At 50.5% G+C, this 18,245-nt stretch carries 15 protein-coding genes; 6 read left to right on the forward strand and 9 right to left on the reverse strand.

Features of this window, described 5'->3' with window-relative positions; all coding sequences use genetic code 11:
• Positions 1-6: 6 nt before the first annotated feature.
• The gene (gene argJ / locus BMZ51_RS04970) at positions 7-1,242 is read right to left on the reverse strand and encodes a bifunctional glutamate N-acetyltransferase/amino-acid acetyltransferase ArgJ (protein ID WP_068008573.1); all 1,236 of its coding nucleotides are present in this window, start codon (positions 1,240-1,242) and stop codon (positions 7-9) included.
• A gap of 124 nt (positions 1,243-1,366) precedes the next feature.
• A complete protein-coding gene (locus BMZ51_RS24475; RefSeq protein ID WP_068008572.1) occupies positions 1,367-2,236 on the reverse strand; it encodes a peptidylprolyl isomerase in 870 nt (289 codons plus the stop codon).
• A gap of 266 nt (positions 2,237-2,502) precedes the next feature.
• On the opposite strand from BMZ51_RS24475, the gene secA reads away from it, so the two are divergent.
• Entirely contained in the window at positions 2,503-5,289 is a 2,787-nt protein-coding gene (secA, locus tag BMZ51_RS04980) for a preprotein translocase subunit SecA (protein WP_068008568.1), read from the forward strand.
• A gap of 261 nt (positions 5,290-5,550) precedes the next feature.
• Complete coding sequence (locus BMZ51_RS04985; RefSeq protein ID WP_068008565.1) at positions 5,551-6,312, forward strand: SH3 domain-containing protein; 762 nt, start codon at positions 5,551-5,553, stop codon at positions 6,310-6,312.
• 119 nt (positions 6,313-6,431) lie between these two features.
• On the opposite strand, the gene BMZ51_RS04990 is transcribed toward BMZ51_RS04985, so the two are convergent.
• On the reverse strand, positions 6,432-7,043 hold the full coding sequence (locus BMZ51_RS04990) for a L,D-transpeptidase (RefSeq protein ID WP_068008562.1): 612 nt from the start codon (positions 7,041-7,043) through the stop codon (positions 6,432-6,434).
• 333 nt (positions 7,044-7,376) lie between these two features.
• Here BMZ51_RS04990 and BMZ51_RS04995 point away from each other — a divergent pair, with 333 nt between their 5' ends.
• Positions 7,377-8,159, forward strand: coding sequence for an alpha/beta fold hydrolase (locus BMZ51_RS04995; RefSeq protein WP_074881837.1), 783 nt, complete (start codon positions 7,377-7,379; stop codon positions 8,157-8,159).
• An 84-nt stretch (positions 8,160-8,243) separates the two neighbouring features.
• On the opposite strand, the gene BMZ51_RS05000 is transcribed toward BMZ51_RS04995, so the two are convergent.
• Positions 8,244-9,443, reverse strand: coding sequence for an NAD(P)/FAD-dependent oxidoreductase (locus BMZ51_RS05000; protein ID WP_068008034.1), 1,200 nt, complete (start codon positions 9,441-9,443; stop codon positions 8,244-8,246).
• Between the two features lie 153 nt (positions 9,444-9,596).
• Positions 9,597-11,627, reverse strand: coding sequence for a methyl-accepting chemotaxis protein (locus BMZ51_RS05005; RefSeq protein ID WP_068008036.1), 2,031 nt, complete (start codon positions 11,625-11,627; stop codon positions 9,597-9,599).
• 165 nt (positions 11,628-11,792) lie between these two features.
• Between BMZ51_RS05005 and BMZ51_RS05010 the strand changes: the two genes are divergently transcribed.
• Entirely contained in the window at positions 11,793-12,665 is an 873-nt protein-coding gene (locus BMZ51_RS05010) for a DMT family transporter (protein WP_068008038.1), read from the forward strand.
• 6 nt (positions 12,666-12,671) lie between these two features.
• Here the strand turns inward: BMZ51_RS05010 and BMZ51_RS05015 are convergent, their stop codons facing one another.
• Positions 12,672-13,553, reverse strand: a complete 882-nt coding sequence (locus tag BMZ51_RS05015; RefSeq protein WP_068008041.1) for a YihY/virulence factor BrkB family protein — start codon at positions 13,551-13,553, stop codon at positions 12,672-12,674.
• A gap of 163 nt (positions 13,554-13,716) precedes the next feature.
• Between BMZ51_RS05015 and BMZ51_RS05020 the strand changes: the two genes are divergently transcribed.
• Positions 13,717-15,402 carry an acyl-CoA dehydrogenase family protein gene (locus BMZ51_RS05020; protein ID WP_082825668.1) on the forward strand — a complete coding sequence of 562 codons (1,686 nt, stop codon included), beginning with the start codon at positions 13,717-13,719 and terminating at the stop codon, positions 15,400-15,402.
• A gap of 43 nt (positions 15,403-15,445) precedes the next feature.
• Here BMZ51_RS05020 and BMZ51_RS05025 read toward each other — a convergent pair whose 3' ends face one another.
• Positions 15,446-15,757, reverse strand: coding sequence for a DnaJ family domain-containing protein (locus BMZ51_RS05025; protein ID WP_208979307.1), 312 nt, complete (start codon positions 15,755-15,757; stop codon positions 15,446-15,448).
• A gap of 232 nt (positions 15,758-15,989) precedes the next feature.
• Between BMZ51_RS05025 and BMZ51_RS05030 the strand changes: the two genes are divergently transcribed.
• Positions 15,990-16,226: a hypothetical protein gene (locus BMZ51_RS05030; RefSeq protein ID WP_068008043.1), complete on the forward strand. Its 237-nt coding sequence runs from the start codon at positions 15,990-15,992 to the stop codon at positions 16,224-16,226.
• A 150-nt stretch (positions 16,227-16,376) separates the two neighbouring features.
• Here BMZ51_RS05030 and thpR read toward each other — a convergent pair whose 3' ends face one another.
• The gene (gene thpR, locus BMZ51_RS05035; protein ID WP_074881842.1) at positions 16,377-16,913 is read right to left on the reverse strand and encodes an RNA 2',3'-cyclic phosphodiesterase; all 537 of its coding nucleotides are present in this window, start codon (positions 16,911-16,913) and stop codon (positions 16,377-16,379) included.
• Between the two features lie 190 nt (positions 16,914-17,103).
• On the reverse strand, positions 17,104-18,156 hold the full coding sequence (locus BMZ51_RS05040; RefSeq protein ID WP_068008046.1) for an aldo/keto reductase: 1,053 nt from the start codon (positions 18,154-18,156) through the stop codon (positions 17,104-17,106).
• Positions 18,157-18,245 lie beyond the last annotated feature (89 nt).

Raw genomic sequence — 18,245 nt, forward strand, 5'->3', positions numbered from 1 at the left:
ACCCTCTTAACTTCTGTAGTCACCATTGATTGCCACATATTCCTTCGTGAGATCACAAGTCCACACGTTTGCGCGGCCCTGTCCAAGACCAAGCCCTACTTTCAAAGTGATCTCGGCTTTTTTCATGACCGCAGAAGCGTCTTCTTCGCTGTAATCAGGATCGCGCTCTCCTTCAACCGCAACACGGATATCTCCAAACCAGATTTCCAGTTTATCCCGGTCTGCTGGCTCTCCAGCTTTCCCGACTGCCATAACAACACGGCCCCAGTTCGCATCCTCGCCTGAAAACGCGGTCTTCATCAAGGGAGAGTTTGCAATCGCCATTGCGATACGCTTTGCCGAAAGATCACTCTCAGCGCTCTCCACCTGCACTTCAACAAACTTGGTAGCGCCCTCACCGTCACGTACGATCATCTGAGCTAGTTCAAGCATCATGTCCGACAAGGCATCACGGAAGTCAGACAAGCGCGGATCCGTCACATCATCAATCCAGTCGCCCCCGCCTGCACCACCTGTTGCTGCAAGAAGCACAGTGTCAGACGTGGACGTGTCGCTATCAACCGTGATGGAGTTAAATGAACCGCTGACACATTCAGAAAGCAGTTGTTGCAGCACTGGAGCCTTGATGGCAGCATCAGTAAAAAGAAAGCCGAGCATCGTTGCCATATCGGGTGCAATCATACCCGCACCTTTGGCAATTCCGTTCAATGTGACCGCGGTCTCTCCCAGCTTTACAGTGCGCGTGCTCAATTTGGGATAGGTGTCGGTCGTCATGATTGCTTTGGCAGCATCCATCCACTTATCTGGCACTGCATCGGCAACCAAACCATCAGCAACACCTGCAAATTTCTCCGCTGGCAGCGGCTCTCCAATCACACCGGTAGAAGCAAGGTAAATCTCTTCGACAGAAAACCCTGTCGCCTGTGAAAGAATATCAGCGGAAAGCTCCACTGAGGCCGTCCCTTTCTTGCCTGTAAAAGCATTCGCATTTCCGGAATTGACCATGATCGCCCGCGCAACGCCCTTTGAGAGCTTTTGCTTACACCAATCAACGGGAGCGCTCGTACATTTAGACGTCGTAAACACACCTGCAATTTGCGCTGGTTCGTCAAATACCGCCAAAAGGACATCGGTACGTCCCTCATATTTCAACCCAGCTGCCGCGGTCGCCAAACGAACACCCTTAAGCGCTGGAAGCTCTGGATAGGATACAGGAGCCAATGGAGAAAGTGTTGCGGTCATAAGAACCCCCCGAAGAAAACAATGCTTTTACAAAAAAGTAGCCTCGGAAGGCCTATGCCATCCGAGGCTACAAAAACAAGGTGTTTTATTTCAATAATCAGCAGAGCTATTCGCTAGGTGCGAATTACTTGCTTTCCTCAGGCTTTGGCTGGTCAGCATCAGCACCAATGATTTCCACAGTGTTCTTTGCTTTCAGCTCTTCAAGCACTGTGCTGAACTTAGCTAAAACCAGTTCTTGGCGCAGCTGACCTTCAACGGCATCGAAGGTTGGCGCTGGCTGTGTACGTGTCTCCTTGTTCAGGATGACATGGTAACCGAACTGTGTTTGCACAGGTTCCTTTGTGAACTCACCTGGCTTCAGATCATACGCAGCTTTTTCAAACTCAGGAACCATCTGGCCTTTTCCAAAGAAGCCAAGGTCACCACCGTTCGGGCCGGAAGGACCAGTGGATTTTTCCTTCGCAAGCTCTGCAAAGTCCGCTCCACCTTCAAGCTGTTTGATAATGTCGCGTGCTTCATCCTCAGTCTTCACAAGAATGTGAGCAGCATGAACCTCTGGAGTACCTTGGAAATTGGCATACTTAGCGTCGTAAGCCGCCTTAACTTCATCCTCGGTAATCGTGCTTTGAATGTTTTTCTGGAAATATGCATTGCGCAGAGCACGCATACGCTCAAAAGCCATTAAGCGTTTAAAGTCATCAGTTTCTGAGAGTTTCTCTGCCTCACCTGCATCTGCAAGCAGCTTCATCTCTACAAGCACGTCGGTCAAAACCTTGCGCCATTCAGTTGGCGGAACGCGCTGCAGCTGCTGCGCATAATCTTGTGCAGCAAAAGCAAGATCTGCTTCAGTAATAACGCTGTTCCCAACCTTCGCAACTGGCTTGTTCAGATCTGGAGCAGTATCTGCATCCTGAGCCTGAGCAACATTCAGACCCACAACCAGTGCGGCAACTGCAACGGACCCACCGAGAAACCTTGTAAATTTACGAAGCATTCGATCTCTTTCTTTCCTGTTTATGGAGAGTTTAAAAAGAGTTGCAAAACAACAAAGCTTTATGTTGCGACGGCAACTGCCGTTGACAACCTTAGAGCCCACTCTTATCTCTCTGTCGCCTGCTTTTTTACGCGCAGGTGCTTAATATGCAGTGACTCATGTCAGAACCACCGAGTTTTGACTGGATAGATCACGAATGTGAAGTTTTTTAGGGCCCGGCCGCGACGTGAAAAAACCGGCGCGCCCAAAACAGGAAGGACCGCCACATGGTGGGACTCGGCGCACTCGCTCGAAAAATATTTGGTTCAGCTAACGACCGTCGGATCAAGACAATCAGGCCTAAAGTAGACACGATCAATGCTTTAGAGCCAGAGATGGAAGCTCTGACTGATGAACAGCTGAGAGCCAAAACGGACGAGTTCCGTGAGCAACTTGCAAACGGTGCAAAACTGGACGACCTTTTGGTCCCGGCCTTTGCAGTCGTGCGTGAGGCATCTCGTCGTGTTCTTGGCCTACGCCAGTATGATGTGCAGCTTATCGGCGGTATGGTTCTCCATGCTGGCGAAATCACAGAAATGCGGACCGGTGAAGGTAAAACCCTTGTGGCAACCGCACCCGTCTACCTAAACGCCTTGACTGGTAAGGGTGTTCACGTCGTAACAGTGAACGACTACCTTGCCTCTCGTGACGTTGAATGGATGGGCCAGGTTTACCGCTTCCTGGGCCTGACAACCGGCCTGATTGTGCACGGTGTCACCGACGAAGAGCGCAAGGCAGCCTACGCTGCCGACGTTACCTACGGAACGAACAACGAATTCGGCTTTGATTATCTTCGTGACAACATGAAGTATGATCGCGAGTCTATGGTTCAGCGACCGCACCATTTTGCGATCGTCGATGAGGTCGACTCCATTCTTGTCGATGAAGCGCGTACGCCACTCATCATCTCAGGTCCTTTGGAAGACCGCACCGATTTCTACAATTCAATCGATGCCTACATCCCAAAGCTCGCCGACGAAGATTTCGAGCTGGACGAGAAAGCCCGCTCCGCGACCTTCACTGAAGAAGGTAACGAGAAGCTAGAGCAACTCTTGTCTGAAGCTGGACTTCTGAAGGGTGATTCGCTGTATGATGTGGAAAACGTTACAGCAGTTCACCATTTGCAACAGGGCCTGAAAGCCCACAAACTCTTCCAGCGCGACAAAGATTATATTGTCCGCGATGATGAAGTTGTCATCATCGATGAGTTTACTGGCCGTATGATGCCAGGTCGTCGTTTCTCTGAGGGCCTCCACCAAGCGTTGGAAGCTAAAGAGCAAGTTTCGATCCAGCCAGAGAACCAGACACTCGCCTCTATCACCTTCCAGAACTACTTCCGCATGTACGACAAGCTGGCTGGCATGACCGGTACAGCAATGACTGAAGCTGAAGAGTTCATGGACATTTACAGTTTGGATGTTGTTGACATCCCAACCAATGTTCCTGTGCTGCGTATCGATGATGACGATGAGGTTTACCGCACCGTCGCTGAGAAATACAATGCGATCATGGAACTGGTAGATGATTGTCATGAGCGCGGTCAGCCGGTTCTGGTCGGCACTACGTCCATCGAAAAATCCGAGCTCCTTGCAGAACTGCTGCTCAAGCATGGCTACAAGCAGATCGATGTTTCCGACCCGCAAGCTTTGGCCGACTATGCGCTTACTGCAGGCAAAGAGAAAGTCTTTGCAGTGCTGAACGCGCGCTACCATGAGCAGGAAGCAACCATCATTGCACAGGCAGGCGTGCCTGGCGCGGTGACCATTGCAACCAACATGGCTGGTCGTGGTACAGATATCCAGCTGGGCGGCAACGTTGAGATGCGTATCGCCACCGAACTGGGCGATATGCCTGAAGGCGATAAACGCACGGCTCAAGAAGCTGCCATTAAAGCTGAAGTTGAAAAACTAAAGCAAAAAGCTATCAAGGCAGGTGGTCTCTACGTTGTAGCAACCGAACGTCATGAAAGCCGCCGCATTGATAACCAGCTGCGTGGCCGTTCTGGCCGTCAGGGCGATCCTGGGCACTCTAAATTCTTCCTCTCGCTGCAAGATGACCTGATGCGCATCTTCGGCTCTGAGCGCATGGATTCCATGCTCCAAAAGCTTGGTTTGAAGGAAGGAGAGGCCATTGTTCACTCCTGGATCAATAAAGCACTCGAGAAAGCTCAGCAGAAGGTCGAAGCACGTAACTTTGATATCCGTAAGAACCTGCTGAAATTTGACGACGTGATGAACGACCAACGTAAAGTGGTCTTTGATCAGCGACTTGAAATGATGGACCCTGAAGTAACGCAGGAAGCCGTTGTGGAAATGCGCGAAGAGTTCGTCGAAGATCTCGTCGCAGCACATATTCCAGAGCGCGCTTATCCTGAACAGTGGAATACTGAAGGCCTTCAGGAAGAAGCACGGACAAAACTGAACCTTGAACTCCCGATCATGGACTGGGCAAACGAGGAAGGTATCGCGGACGAGGAAGTTACCTCTCGTCTGAAAAAGGAAGCCAACGAAGTAATGGCGAGCAAGGCTGCTAACTACGGCCCTGACGTCATGCGCCAGATCGAACGTGCAGTTCTTCTGCAGACCATCGATAACTTGTGGCGTGAGCACTTGGCGAACCTTGATCACCTGCGCTCAGCTGTTGGCCTGCGTGGCTACGCACAGCGTGACCCGCTTCAAGAGTATAAGACAGAGTCCTTCACTCTCTTTGAAAATATGCTCAGCACACTGCGCCAGACCACAACATCACAGCTGATGCATGTTGAGTTGGTTCAGCAGCAGGCACCAGAAACGCCGCAAATGCCAGCTCACATGGAGGCTCATCACACCAACCCATTAACTGGTGAAGATGAGATGGCTGAAGCAGATCGTCAGCTGACAGAAGCACGTGCAGCTGCCGCTCCAACAGGGCGTGATGCTGGCGATCCGGAAACATGGGGACGCGTTGGCCGTAACGAACCTTGTCCATGTGGCTCTGGTAAAAAATACAAGCATTGCCATGGAGCACTCGTCTGATCCAACATAAGGTTTTTTAAAGCACATGCGCCAAAACGCTTCCTGTATTCTGTTAGGATGCCGTTATGAAACATGGCTTGTAAGACAGTTGGCAGATCCAGTTTCCAGATAAACTGCTTTCATTAAAAGGGCTGCTTCGGCGGCCCTTTTTTATATGGTCACATCCCCCTGCTCCCGGCTTAAGACTTCCTAGGCAAAACTTCGGTATACTTCTTAAAAACAAAACCGGGTTCTCTATATCCCGGCGCTCAGGAGCATTAGATGGCCTCAGTCTTCGTCAAGATTACAAGTCGCCATTACCTGCCAAGCGCATACGTTCTCGCGCTATTCATTGGCATGCCCGCCTCCCCTGTATCAGCACAATCAGAGCCTCCTGCCAATCAGCAGGAAACACAAGCACCTCGCGCTAAAGAATCTCCTGACGAAACAGCGGCCCCGCAACTGCGCCATGTCTCTCCCGGGTACTACCGCCAGGTTGATCAAAGCTTAGGCGCACAGCTTCCGATCTATGATGATGCTTCAACAGATGCTGCCGTCATTGTTCAGCTACCAGGAGACACCATTCTCAACTCTGACGGTGAGGAAAAGGAAGCCGGCGATATACTGTGGCAAAAAGTAAGCCTTGGTGAAATTGAGGGCTGGGTTCATGCAGACAAACTAACGCCAGCAAAGCCGATCCCATTTGCAGGAACAGACCTGCCGGTACTGGGAGTATGCGGAGGTACAGAGCCATCCTGGAGCATAGAGTGGAACTCTAATACCGTCACCTATTCCAACATAGCAGGACTGCTCCACCGTGCCCCGCTCAAGGCTGTGGAATCAAAAAAAGACGAGAGTGCAACGCTATTAACAGCAGAGGATGAGACATTTAACCTCAAGATGACCATCACCGCAAAGCAGTGTACCTACACGCCTCTCGATTCCTTTGTGTGGGGTGAAGCCGTAGCAACCATCACCCAAACAGGACAAAAGCCAGTCGAGCTTAAAGGATGTTGTCGCCCCGTCTCAGATGGTTATCACTAAAGCATAATTTGGCTTGAGCCAGTGTATTGACGCACCAAAGAAGTTAGTCGCACCTTGCAAAACGGCATAAAAAAACCCGGGTCACCCCGGGTTTCTTGTTGCTGAAATCATGCGCCAATTTAATTGACGACGACCTTAGCTCCGATATCTACTTGATCGTAAAGGTAGGAAACATCGTCGTTGAACATACGGATACAACCGGACGAAACAGCCCGCCCAATGCTCCAGTCCTCGGTGGTTCCATGAATACGGTAAATCGTTGCGCCTAAGTACAAAGCACGTGCGCCAAGTGGATTTTCCGGGCCACCCTTCATGTAACGCGGTAGAGTGCGACCTTGTTTCGCCTCACGTCGACGCATTTCCTCAGGTGGTGTCCAGCCTGGCCACTTCGCTTTACGCGTAATACGCTCAGTACCATTCCACTCGAAGCCTTCGCGACCTACGCCAATACCATAGCGCATCGCCTTACCGTTCTCCTGAACGTGGTAGAGAAAACGCTTATCAGTATCAATGATAATGGTGCCCGGCTCTTCCTTGGTGCGATACCGCATCAGCTTACGCTTGTATTTACTGCGCGCCATACTTGATGCCATGCCAGGCGGATCCGGGAAAACGTCCCATTGGCGTGTGCTTGGATTCCACAGCTTACCCGCGCTTGCAGGTGCTACAAACACAATGCTAACCAAGGTACAAAAAACAGCAAATATTCCCTTGCGAAGTAGTCCTCGCATAATCACCCCCTGAAATTGGCGATGGCCCCCACCCCTGCGGGACCTTTCGAATCTAAAAAATAAATCAGCCCCGAGAAACAAATCCTTTTTCGGGGTTATCAACTTACATATGTTTCAAATTGCGACTCATTATCAACATCTGATCAACGATATCCAAGCAAAACCGCACTTAATCGAGTCAATTATTCCATTTTCGTGAAATTTTATGAGCCTAGACAACATTTTCTCCCAAGTTCATCCGTTTTTATACTGATAAAAATATTGTCTTAGCCTAAGTCACAGGTAAACCTCCCAATGAAAGGGTCATATAATACGCCCAATGGGAGGCCTTATATGAATATCGATAGTATCCAAGATGTAACCTGCCTGCCTTTCACCGCCTTTGGCCCTGAAAGCGCAGAACCTGTAATCTTCATCCATGGCTTTGGAGCCGACGCCAGCACATGGCGCAATCTTCAAACTCAGATGGAAAACACACGCAGGACAATCGCGTTTGACTTGCCAGCACACGGGCGGGCGCTCGCCAATTTTGCACCTAGCAATGCAGTTGGTTCAGCCAAAGCCATCACAAAATCGCTGGATGCCTTAAAACTCGACAAGGTGCATTTGGTCGGTCACAGCATGGGCGGCGCAATTGCCAGCCTCATTGCAATGCGCAGTCCAGAACGCATCGCAAGTCTCACTCTGCTGGCTCCCGGCGGTTTCGGTCCAGAAATCAACGCCAAGCTGCTGCGTCGCTACGCGACAACACACACTGAGGCGGGCCAGCAAGTGCTGTTGGAACAGTTTGTGGGACTGGAATTTAAACTTCCCAAAAAGCTAGCAGAATACGTTGCAACACAACGCGCCACACCTGGCGCGTCTGAAGCATTGAAAGCCGTTGCAGAGCTCATTTTGGAGGGCGACCGTCAGGGTGTTCTGCCAACCGAAAAACTTGCTGAGTTACCAATGCCAATCAAAGTGGTTTGGGGCACTCAGGACAAAATCCTGCCGACCCGCCAATGCCACAAATTGCCGGGGCCAGTGGCCTGCCATGTATTCGACGGCGTTGGCCATATGGTTCATATGGAAATTCCGCAGGACGTCATCCGTCTTATTTTAGAAAATATCCGTTAAGGCGTGTCTCTGAAAAGGAACTCCTGCCTTTAGAGATTTCAGAGCGTGTCGCCATAACAGCGACGCGCTCCAAAAAACAACGACTCAAGCAGGTGGCAACAAGCCTTCTTTCCACTCTTGCCCGATAACCCGGCGGGCCATCATATGAGAGCGTGGATGATTGACACTATCGACCGCAATCAGTTTCCCTTTCGCCAGATAAGCGACATAAAAACTGTCCGCAGACGTATCGCCAACCAAAACAGCCTCATCATAACCGTTTGAAAGCCCAGCAATTTGCAGTTTGATATGATGCTGATCAGACCAGAACCAAGGCAACGGGTCATAATCATGACTGTGGTCATTGTCTGGATCAGTCAATGCATGCGCGGCAGCCTTTGCCTGATCAATCGCGTTCTGGACGCTCTCTAATCGAATGCTTCGGCCATATCGCTCTGAGAAGAACCGGACACAGTCTCCGCAAGCATAAACATCTTCGTGGGAAGTCTGCCCTGCTCCGTCAACGATGATACCGTCATCGACCTCTAATCCCGCCGCAGCAGCAAGTTCAGAGTTTGGCACAGCACCGACCGCAGAAAGCACCATATCACAAGGCAATTCTCGTCCATCGGCAAGCTTGACAGAAGAAACCTTACCGCTAACGCCTTCAATGCTGGTTACGCCAGTACCGCAATGCAATTCCACGCCGCGCTCTTCATGCAGGCTATGAAAGAAAGCGGAAAGGTCAGGAGAGACAACGCGCTTGAGCAACCGTTCCTGAGCTTCAAGAACAACAACATCCAGCCCCATAGAACGTGCAACCGCAGCTACTTCCAGGCCAATATACCCACCACCAATAACAACCAGCTTTTTGCCGGGCAAAAAAAGCTGCTTCATCAGCTCAACATCTGCAATGGAGCGCAGCGTAACAACGCCATCAAGGTCGGCCCCAGGAAGCGGCAAATCACGTGCACGCGTTCCTGTTGCAAGCAACAATTTGTCCCACTGCACTTCTTCGCCACCAGAAAGGCGAAGGCTCTTTTTGCCAAGATCGATATGATTCACATGAGCATTAAGCATCAAATCAATATTATGCAGCTCGTAAAAGGCCTCAGGACGAATAAACAGCGCATCTGGTTCCACTTCTCCGCGGAGAAATTTCTTGGACAGCGGCGGGCGTTGATAAGGTGGTTGCGGTTCGTTACCCAAGACCACCAGTTTACCTTTATAACCCTTTTGCCTGAGTGTTTGCGCAGCCTGCACACCTGCCTGCCCCGCGCCCACAACAACAATCTTATTCGTCATTTTCAAAACCCGTATTAGCGCAGAAAAACAACTCAACAGGTCTGCGCTGTTTGCTTTGCTTGATAAAACCCATGCCCAACAGCAATGTGGCGCTTAACACCGGCAAAAACCAGTGGCAAGCGCCACATTTAAAACGGTAATTCGTGACAATCTTTAGGCGGCGCGGACTTTTCCAAGGAATGCACCAACCGTGTTGTTGATGTGATCAGCTTGGGTTGAGAGGGTATCTGCAAGATCAGAAACTGTTCCACCCGTACTTCGTGCATTTTCAGACGCACTTTCAACCATCTGCATCGCATCTGCGCCCTTTTGGGAACTCTGCGTTGCATTTGTTACATTCTCTGTAATGGCCTGGATGGCAGCATTTTGTTGTTCTACAGATGCTGCTACCGCAGAAGCGATCTGGTTCATCTCATTAATAACGTCGCTAACGTCGCCAATCGCTCCAACAGCTTCAGCAGAAGCCTCCTGAATAGACCCAACTTGCTGTGCGATCTCTTCCGTTGCCTGTGAGGTTTGGTTCGCCAGAATCTTGACCTCAGAAGCCACGACCGCGAAGCCCTTGCCATGCTCACCCGCACGAGCTGCTTCAATGGTAGCGTTCAACGCAAGAAGGTTCGTCTGATTCGCAATATCGCGAATAAGCCCCACAGCCTCGCCAATGCGGTTTGCAGCCGCGCTAAGCAAGTTCATCGTTTCAGCTGTCGCCTTGGAGCCCTCCACGGCACGACTTGCAACACGAGTGGATTGCTCTGCCTGTCCTGCAATATCATTAATGGACATTGCCAGCTCTTCCGTGGCTGCCGACGCGCTAGAAACATTTTCCGTTGCATTTTCAACGGCGCGGCTTGCAGATTCAGCCTCTTTGGAAACATTGTCCGCAGCGGTGCCTACATCGTTAGACGCTTCACCAAGACCGTCTGCGGCCGAATGCAGATTGTTAAGAGCCTCCGCAACAGTTTTCTCAAACCCGATGATCAGGCTATCGACCTGCTCAGCACGCGCATGTTTCTCTGCATTCTCGCTGTCTTGTTGCTCACGCAGTTTATGACGCTCTTCAATATTGTCGCGAAACACTTGAAGCGTCCGCGCCATCGCAGAGATTTCTCGTCCGCCTTTATTGAGAGGGATCACTGCGGACAAGTCATTCTTCGCCAAAAGCGACATTGCATAACGCAGCGCATTGAGGTTTCGAAGAATTCCAATAACGAGCGCAGAACCAAGAAGAAACAGGGTCAATGAAAAACCAGCAACAACCACGCCTAGGTAGAAGTTGGTTTGCTGTCGTGTTTCGACCAGAGCCGCCTGTGCATCAACCTCACCCTGGATCGCTGAGTTCTTCAACTCTGCCAAGCGTGGTGGCAAAAGATCAAACAGATTTGCGAGCAACTCGGAGCTTGTCGCGCGCTTATCATAGGCCTTGGTATATGCCTCAAACGCCTTTTTGTAGGCTGCAATATTGGTTTTAACCACTTCAGCGACAGCTGGATCAATTTCAGCCCGAGGGAGCGTGCGCTCAAAACGAGAGAACGTAACCTCAAACGTTCCCAGCGCATTGTCACTTCCACTGATTGCAAAATCAAACTGAGCACGCGCCAGATCGCTAAAGCTATGCATCAGTTTCAGCGTATTGGGGTCTTTGCTGCGTCTGTGCTTTTGTTTAACCGCTGCCTCAGCTTGGAACAGCGCAGAAGATAGCTTTTTCTGCAAACCATGGTCTGCATCATATCCAAGCGTGGACTGGTATCCGTGTAACATCCCAAACGCACCGCTGATCGCATCAATCGTGTCGCGTGCATCTGCAATTTCAAGGAAATAGTCCATCGCAACAGGCAGCGCATTCAACTCGTCGAGTTCCGTTTGCGCATTCCGAATGAGCGTATCAAAACGACTTTTCAAACTGTCGCTTGGCGTATTCTCATAACTCTTCTGCGTGGCTTGCAAAACGCCAGCCGTAATCGCAATGTTTTGGCTCAATTCAGCAAGCTCAGTATATTCTTTAGATTGCTGAAATGCGATTTCTGTCTGCTGCTGGCCCCACATAAAAACAATGCCGACAGCCCCAAACCCGACGAGCGTCATCACTCCCAGCAAAATCGCTCTAAGCCGAATACTTGTATTACGCGTGATTGCAAAAATGCCACTGCGCGATACTGCAATAATTCGTTTCCAATCAAAACGCATCGGAGACCCCTCAACCGATAATATTACCATCAGTATTTTTATTTACTGCTCGCAGGTATAAGCACAAATCGTTTAAAGATTACAAAGAATGCTCAAAACAACTAACATTGTAACTTAACCCAATCAGCGTCATAGCTTCTTGGCACAGAAAAATAAGCTAACTCATTGTCTAATATCATCAAACTAACACCCGTCATTTTCGTCTTACTTTGGTCCACCGGGTTTATCGGTGCACGCTTAGGTGCTCCCTATTCAGAACCCTTTGCTTTTTTGAGTCTGCGTTTTCTCATCGTACTGCCGTTGATGGGCGCTGTTGTTTGGATGAGCGGAAGAAGCTTTGCACTCACCAGGCATCAACTCATTCATGCGATTACAACAGGTATGCTCGTCCACGGTGTTTATCTGTCTGGAGTATTTTGGGCTATCGCCAATGGCATGCCAGCAGGTGTGACGGCTCTGGTAACAGGCCTTCAGCCATTTATTACAGGCACCCTCGCCTATTTCCTGCTCAAAGAGGATGTCACGCCCCGCCAATGGCTGGGTCTTGCAGCCGGGTTTGGAGGTATCGTACTGGTAATCCTGCCAAAACTTGGCACTGGCCTATCTCAAATACCTCTATGGACGGTGCCAGCAGCGTTTGGAGCTACTCTTGGCATTGCGTTTGGCACAGCGTTACAGAAACGACAGCCTACCAACACAGATTTGGTGACGGGCACGTTTTACCAGTATTTCGGAGCTCTACTCATCGCGCTGCCTCTGTCATTCACAGAGTCCTGGGTAATCACATGGTCTGGAGACTTCATCTTCGCACTGGCTTGGTTGGTCATTGTGCTGTCGATCGGCGCTGTCTTACTGCTCATGTACCTGCTCCAACATGGAGCCGCTTCGACAACCGCAACCTTGTTCTACCTGACCCCAGTGGCAGCAGCAATTGAGAGCTACTTTCTGTTTGATGAAACTCTGGATGTCATCCAACTTATCGGTATGGCGGTTGTGGTGGTCGCAATTGCAGCAGGCAGACCAAGGCAGAAAGCTTAGTCGCAGCTATTCGTCAGTGACCGGGGAACCCTGCTCGTTTCTCCGGCTGAGCCGGCGAACGCGCATCAAAGAGGCATTAAACTCTCCACCCAGAATAAAGATGACAGCGGTCAGGTACATAAAGATGATCGCTGTCATGATACCTGCCAGACCTGCATACAAAGACACATAGTTTGCCCAACGAGCCAGATAGGCACCAAAAGCAGCGCCAGCAACAATCCATAAAACCATGGTCAGAATGATGCCTGGAAGTACATCCCAGAGTCGGCGTTGGCCAGCGGGCAGGTAAAGGTGAGCAGCAAGTAACGCAATCAACAACAGTAATGATGTGACACCATAACGAACGATGTTTGCCTTATAGCTGAATTGCTCCATGACCGGCGCAAGGTGGACAACCCACTCCCATGCCAGTGGACCAAACACGATCAGAAACGTTGAAACTATTAAAACGACGGTACCAATCAGCACCGCAAGAATGGATTGGGCCCGGCACCAATACCAACTGCGCATATCTCTCACTCGATAAGCGCGATTAAGGCCAGCGCGCATGGCCTCGATACCGTTGGAAGAAAACCAGAGCGTAACCACCACACCAAAAGTCAAAAGGTCACCACGCGGCTGTGTCAAAACCGCTTGGATTTCATTAGATACCGGGCCTGCAACCTGCTTGGGCCAGACATCAAAAATCAATTCACTCGCACTTTGTGCAACTTGCTTGAGACCGAGAAAGCCTGAGAAAGCAGCCACAAAAATCAGAAATGGAAACAGCGCCATCAGCGAAGATAGCGCAACATGACTTGCGACAGCATACCCATCATCAGTATTGAAGTGCCCGAGTGCATCTGCAAGGACCTGATACGCTTTTCCTACTGGACCATACTTCTTCATAAAACTGATCTGGTTCGCCTCACTGTTCTTTTCAACTAAGATAATAGACAGTTCTTCAAGAATTATGCATGAAGAAAGATCCCACCTTTAGGGCATTGCACAAATATGCATCCCATTTAAGTTTGCGGTGCACAATGACCGAGTGGATTGAGGGAGGCAAGCTGTGTCGGAAACGGTGAGTACACGAGAACAAACAAGCATATCAACACACCAGAACCGCGATCTGGCTTTGCAGTCGCTCTTGGCACTTTTGGGCATAGCGCGCAAAAACGTAAAACAACGCGTTCTGAAAGATGGACGAATTGCATCCGCATTGATGGAGCAAGAGCAGCGCGCCACCCACGGCCTTGCCTGGCTTGGAACCTATGTAGAAGCGCTCAAACAGCTCAACGCCTATGCTGAACGCCTGAAAGAACAAGGCACATTTAGCGAAGTTGAAGACCTGATCCTGCGCATTGGCTTTGCGGAATACACCTCACAAGTCTTTGGCGGCCTGCCAATGAGCCAAGGTGAAATTTTGCGCTTGTCAGACCTTGGCATCAGCCGCGATGAAGCAAACGAACATTATTCAGCGGCTGTCGAAGCTGTCATCGCTGATGGTTCTCAACCTGCCCTGCGCTCTCGCCTTGCAGAGCTGATGCAGCACGCTGAAGGCAATTCAACCATCGGTGCCACAGGGCTGGATGAAACCTACGAGCAAATTCGCGAAGAAATGCGCAAATTTGCAGAGGCAAAAGTCACGCCATTTGCACATGAATGGCACCTCAAAAACGAATACATCCCCCTTGAAGTCATCAATGAGATGGCAGAGATGGGCGTGTTCGGTCTGACAATTCCGGAAGAATACGGCGGGTTGGGCCTTGGCAAGGAATCCATGTGCGTTGTTTCTGAAGAGCTGTCTCGCGCCTATATTGGCGTTGGCTCACTGGGAACACGCTCCGAAATTGCAGCAGAGCTTATTCTAGGCGGCGGTACTGACGAACAAAAAGCCAAGTGGCTGCCACTGATTGCATCTGGCGAAGTATTACCCACCGCCGTCTTTACAGAGCCAAACACCGGCTCTGACCTGGCATCCCTTAAAACCCGCGCGGTTAAAGAAGGTGACGCTTGGAAGGTTTCAGGCAATAAAACATGGATCACACATCCTGTACGCGCCGACATCATGACCCTTCTCACCCGCACTAAGCCAGAGGAGCCAGGTTACAAAGGTCTTTCCATGTTCATCGCGGAAAAGCCACGTGGCACAGATGAAGAGCCGTTTCCAGCTGAAGGCATGTCCGGCGGCGAAATCGAGGTGCTCGGATATCGCGGCATGAAGGAATATGAGATCGCATTTGACGGGTTTGAAGTCAAAGACGAAAACCTCTTGGGCGGGGTCGAAGGTCAGGGCTTTAAACAGCTCATGCAGACATTTGAATCCGCACGCATCCAGACAGCTGCTCGCGCAATCGGTGTTGCGCAATGCGCTCTGGACCTCGGCCTTCGTTATGCGCAGGAGAGAATTCAGTTCGGCAAAGCACTGATCAGCTTCCCACGTGTCGCGGACAAGCTCGCCATGATCGCTTGTGAAACAATGATCGCGCGGCAGCTGACCTACTTCTCGGCATGGGAGAAAGACAGTGGACGCCGCTGCGACTTAGAAGCAGGCATGGCAAAGCTGCTCGGTGCACGCGTGGCATGGGCGGCCGCTGATAATGCTCTTCAAATTCACGGTGGCAACGGATTTGCGCAGGAATACCCGATCTCTCGCGTTCTCTGCGATGCGCGTATTCTCTCAATCTTTGAGGGTGCAGCAGAAATCCAGGCGCAGGTTATCGCCCGCCGTCTACTGGATGAGACCGAGCTTTAAAGTCTCAACGGAAGACTGACAAATACAACGAGATGGAGCGCGACTATTTACGCCGCGCTTCTTCATAAACTGAAAGCTCAAGCTTTTTATCCATCAGCGTTTTTCTAAGCTCAACGCACTCTTCGGAGGATGTTGCCGCTTCCAGCTTCGCCTCCAAAGACGTGATTTCTCGGCGCAACGAAAGTTCAGCCTGAACGCCACCGCCAGCCGAATTCATCACACCCATCCGCGCACTTTGGGCGAAGTTCACACCAGACCTTCTGGGGATTGGTTTACCCGCACCTTCTAGGCGATCCATAGATCCATTCATCTGTGACCGGCGGATTTGTTGCTCTATGAGTCGATCCATTCCCATTAACAGACCTCTTTCCTTTGTTTTTCTTAGTCTCAACCATCTCTGATGACTGTGGCTTCAGCATGGTCAATACGCTGGTTTTTGATGTCTGTGCGGTTTTGGAGATGCGCGAAATCGTCGCGTGGGTGAACTGCACGCGCTGGATTTTATTCCACACGCCAAGTTGCATTTTGCAAATTTCAAGATACATTTAATTACAATTTTAATTAATTTGTAACTTATGGAGACCGCGATGACGCGACCTCTGATTATTTCCATTGTCCTATTGAGCGCAGTTCTCTCATTTTCCAGCAAAGCTTGGGCAGTCACACCGCGCGACACATCAGGCCCTGGCCTTACCCAGCTCCATGGTCCCGCTGTCTCAGCGTTAAAGCCACTGACTGCAAAATCAAAGCTGGTTCGCGTTTACCCAAAATCGAAACTGACACGATATAGGGTGAAACCCTCGAAAACAAAGTCAGCGCAGTAACTCGCTGGCTTTAATGGGCAAGAAGGCGGCGAACAATTCCTGGCATCAATTTAGTTGCATTGGTAACAGCACTCTTGCCATAGCCTGCAAAGCCCCAAAAACACTTAGCCTCAGGGTATGCCATAGAGCTTTTGCTCTCCCGCAGTCTGTTCAAGCTGCCAACGGGTAGCTTTCTTCCACCAGATACGGGCCACCACCAACTGCTGCCTTGGCTGAAAACAAAACAAACCGCCCAGCGGTAAATGCTGGGGCCGAGAACTCACCTTGCAATTCAAGCCAGTTCGCCACCTCTTCCGGTGAAGTGCCTCTTAAACGGGCGAGCGTCACATGGGGCTTATATTTGCGCCTTGCAGCCTGTAGGCCCAACCGTTGCAAAATACGTTCTTGTTCCGCTTGAAGCTCTGTCAACTCCGGCGTTCGCTCCACTCGCGCCCAAAGCGTGTGAGGTTTAGTGCCGCCGAAGGCACCAAGCCCGATTAGCTTAATCGTGAGTGGGGCGCGATGAACCCGTGCCAGTTCATAGGCAACTTCGTCGGCAATACGATCATCAATATCGCCTATAAACCGCAATGTGATGTGATAGTTTTCTGGGTCTATCCAACGAGCGCCACGCAGCCCCCCGCGCAAAAAGCTCAACATCATTCCGGTGCTCATTGGAAGCTCGAGACCAGTAAAAAGACGAGGCATATCAGGACCCTCCGCTAATGCAGATGACAAATTAGCTCACGTTTAGCGCCAGAGTACAAGTAGAAAATAACAGCTCTACGAACATCAGGGGATTTTTTCCGCACTCCCAGAAAACAAAAATGCCGAAGCCCATGAAAGGCTCCGGCATGAATTTTCACAGTGCGCCTCTAAGACAGAGGCAACCCATAAGTTATGGACACGGGTTGGTGTACTGAAGGTGGATCTGGTTGATCTTCTCTTCAATTTCCGCAGTCATTTTAAAGTCTGCAGCACCGATATCAGTCATCAACTGCGCTTGGCTCGTCGCTCCAATAATCACCGAAGTGACAAAAGAACGACTATGTGCAAACGCAAGCGCCATGACGGAAGGGTCGATTCCCAGCTCCGCTGCAAGCGCGCAATAGGCAGCAACTGCTTTTTGGCCACCGTCAGTTTCATAGCGTCCAAGGCGTTTAAAGAGTGTTTTACGTGCACCTGCTGGCAACGCACCATTGAGGTATTTGCCAGTCAGATAGCCTTGCGCCAATGCGGAGTAAGCCAGCAGGCCAACATCCTCACGGTGAGCGATTTCCGCGCCACCAACTTCAAACAGACGGTTCACCAAAGAATACGCATTCTGGATAGACTGAACCCGCGGCAATCCGCGTGCTTCAGCTTCCTGCACAAACTTCATGGTTCCCCATGGGCTTTCGTTGGACAGACCAAAATGACGAATCTTCCCGGCCTTCACCAACTCCTGCATGACTTCCAGGGTCTCATGAATGGCGTTTTCGTCTTCAACTCGCTCTACATCCTGCCAAATAGTGCTTACGGATCCGAAGCTAGAAACATTACGGTCAGGCCAGTGAATCTGGTAGAGATCGATATAGTCCGTCTGCAAGCGCTGCAAACTGCAATCCACGGCTTCCATAATCTGTGTGCGAGAAAGCTGGCTGTCAGAACCATCCTTACGGTGCCAGTTCTGTACAGAGCGCCCGACAACCTTTGTTGCCAGAACGACCTTGTCTCGATTGCCAGTTTTCTTAAACCATGTACCAATGATTTCCTCAGTCCGGCCTTTGGTTTCAGGCTTAGGCGGAATAGCGTAAAGCTCAGCAGTATCAAAGAAGTTGATGCCCTGCTCCAGCGCCACGTCCATCTGTGCGTGACCTTCAGCTTCAGTGTTTTGTTCGCCCCATGTCATCGTGCCAAGGCAGATGCTGGAAACGTTGAGGTCTGTACGCCCCAATTTACGAAAGTCCATATAGTCCCCATTTACAGCACATAGCTGCTTTTATTCTCGCGGATTTAATTAAGCACAAATGGCACAAACCCTCTCCGTCCAAAGAAAGC

The sequence above is a fragment of the Pseudovibrio axinellae genome (assembly GCF_900110875.1).
Lineage (GTDB): Bacteria > Pseudomonadota > Alphaproteobacteria > Rhizobiales > Stappiaceae > Pseudovibrio > Pseudovibrio axinellae.

Bases quoted from the DNA above. Each gene is read 5' to 3' on its own strand.
- BMZ51_RS04985 (WP_068008565.1), top strand. From the start codon at position 5,551: ATGGCCTCAGTCTTCGTCAAGATTACAAGTCGCCATTACCTGCCAAGC.
- BMZ51_RS04990 (WP_068008562.1), bottom strand. From the start codon at position 7,043: ATGCGAGGACTACTTCGCAAGGGAATATTTGCTGTTTTTTGTACCTTG.
- BMZ51_RS05005 (WP_068008036.1), bottom strand. From the start codon at position 11,627: ATGCGTTTTGATTGGAAACGAATTATTGCAGTATCGCGCAGTGGCATT.
- BMZ51_RS05015 (WP_068008041.1), bottom strand. From the start codon at position 13,553: ATGAAGAAGTATGGTCCAGTAGGAAAAGCGTATCAGGTCCTTGCAGAT.
- BMZ51_RS05040 (WP_068008046.1), bottom strand. From the start codon at position 18,156: ATGGACTTTCGTAAATTGGGGCGTACAGACCTCAACGTTTCCAGCATC.
- BMZ51_RS05030 (WP_068008043.1), top strand. From the start codon at position 15,990: ATGACGCGACCTCTGATTATTTCCATTGTCCTATTGAGCGCAGTTCTC.
- BMZ51_RS05025 (WP_208979307.1), bottom strand. From the start codon at position 15,757: ATGGGAATGGATCGACTCATAGAGCAACAAATCCGCCGGTCACAGATG.
- argJ (WP_068008573.1), bottom strand. From the start codon at position 1,242: ATGACCGCAACACTTTCTCCATTGGCTCCTGTATCCTATCCAGAGCTT.
- thpR (WP_074881842.1), bottom strand. From the start codon at position 16,913: ATGCCTCGTCTTTTTACTGGTCTCGAGCTTCCAATGAGCACCGGAATG.
- BMZ51_RS04995 (WP_074881837.1), top strand. From the start codon at position 7,377: ATGAATATCGATAGTATCCAAGATGTAACCTGCCTGCCTTTCACCGCC.
- BMZ51_RS24475 (WP_068008572.1), bottom strand. From the start codon at position 2,236: ATGCTTCGTAAATTTACAAGGTTTCTCGGTGGGTCCGTTGCAGTTGCC.
- BMZ51_RS05000 (WP_068008034.1), bottom strand. From the start codon at position 9,443: ATGACGAATAAGATTGTTGTTGTGGGCGCGGGGCAGGCAGGTGTGCAG.
- secA (WP_068008568.1), top strand. From the start codon at position 2,503: ATGGTGGGACTCGGCGCACTCGCTCGAAAAATATTTGGTTCAGCTAAC.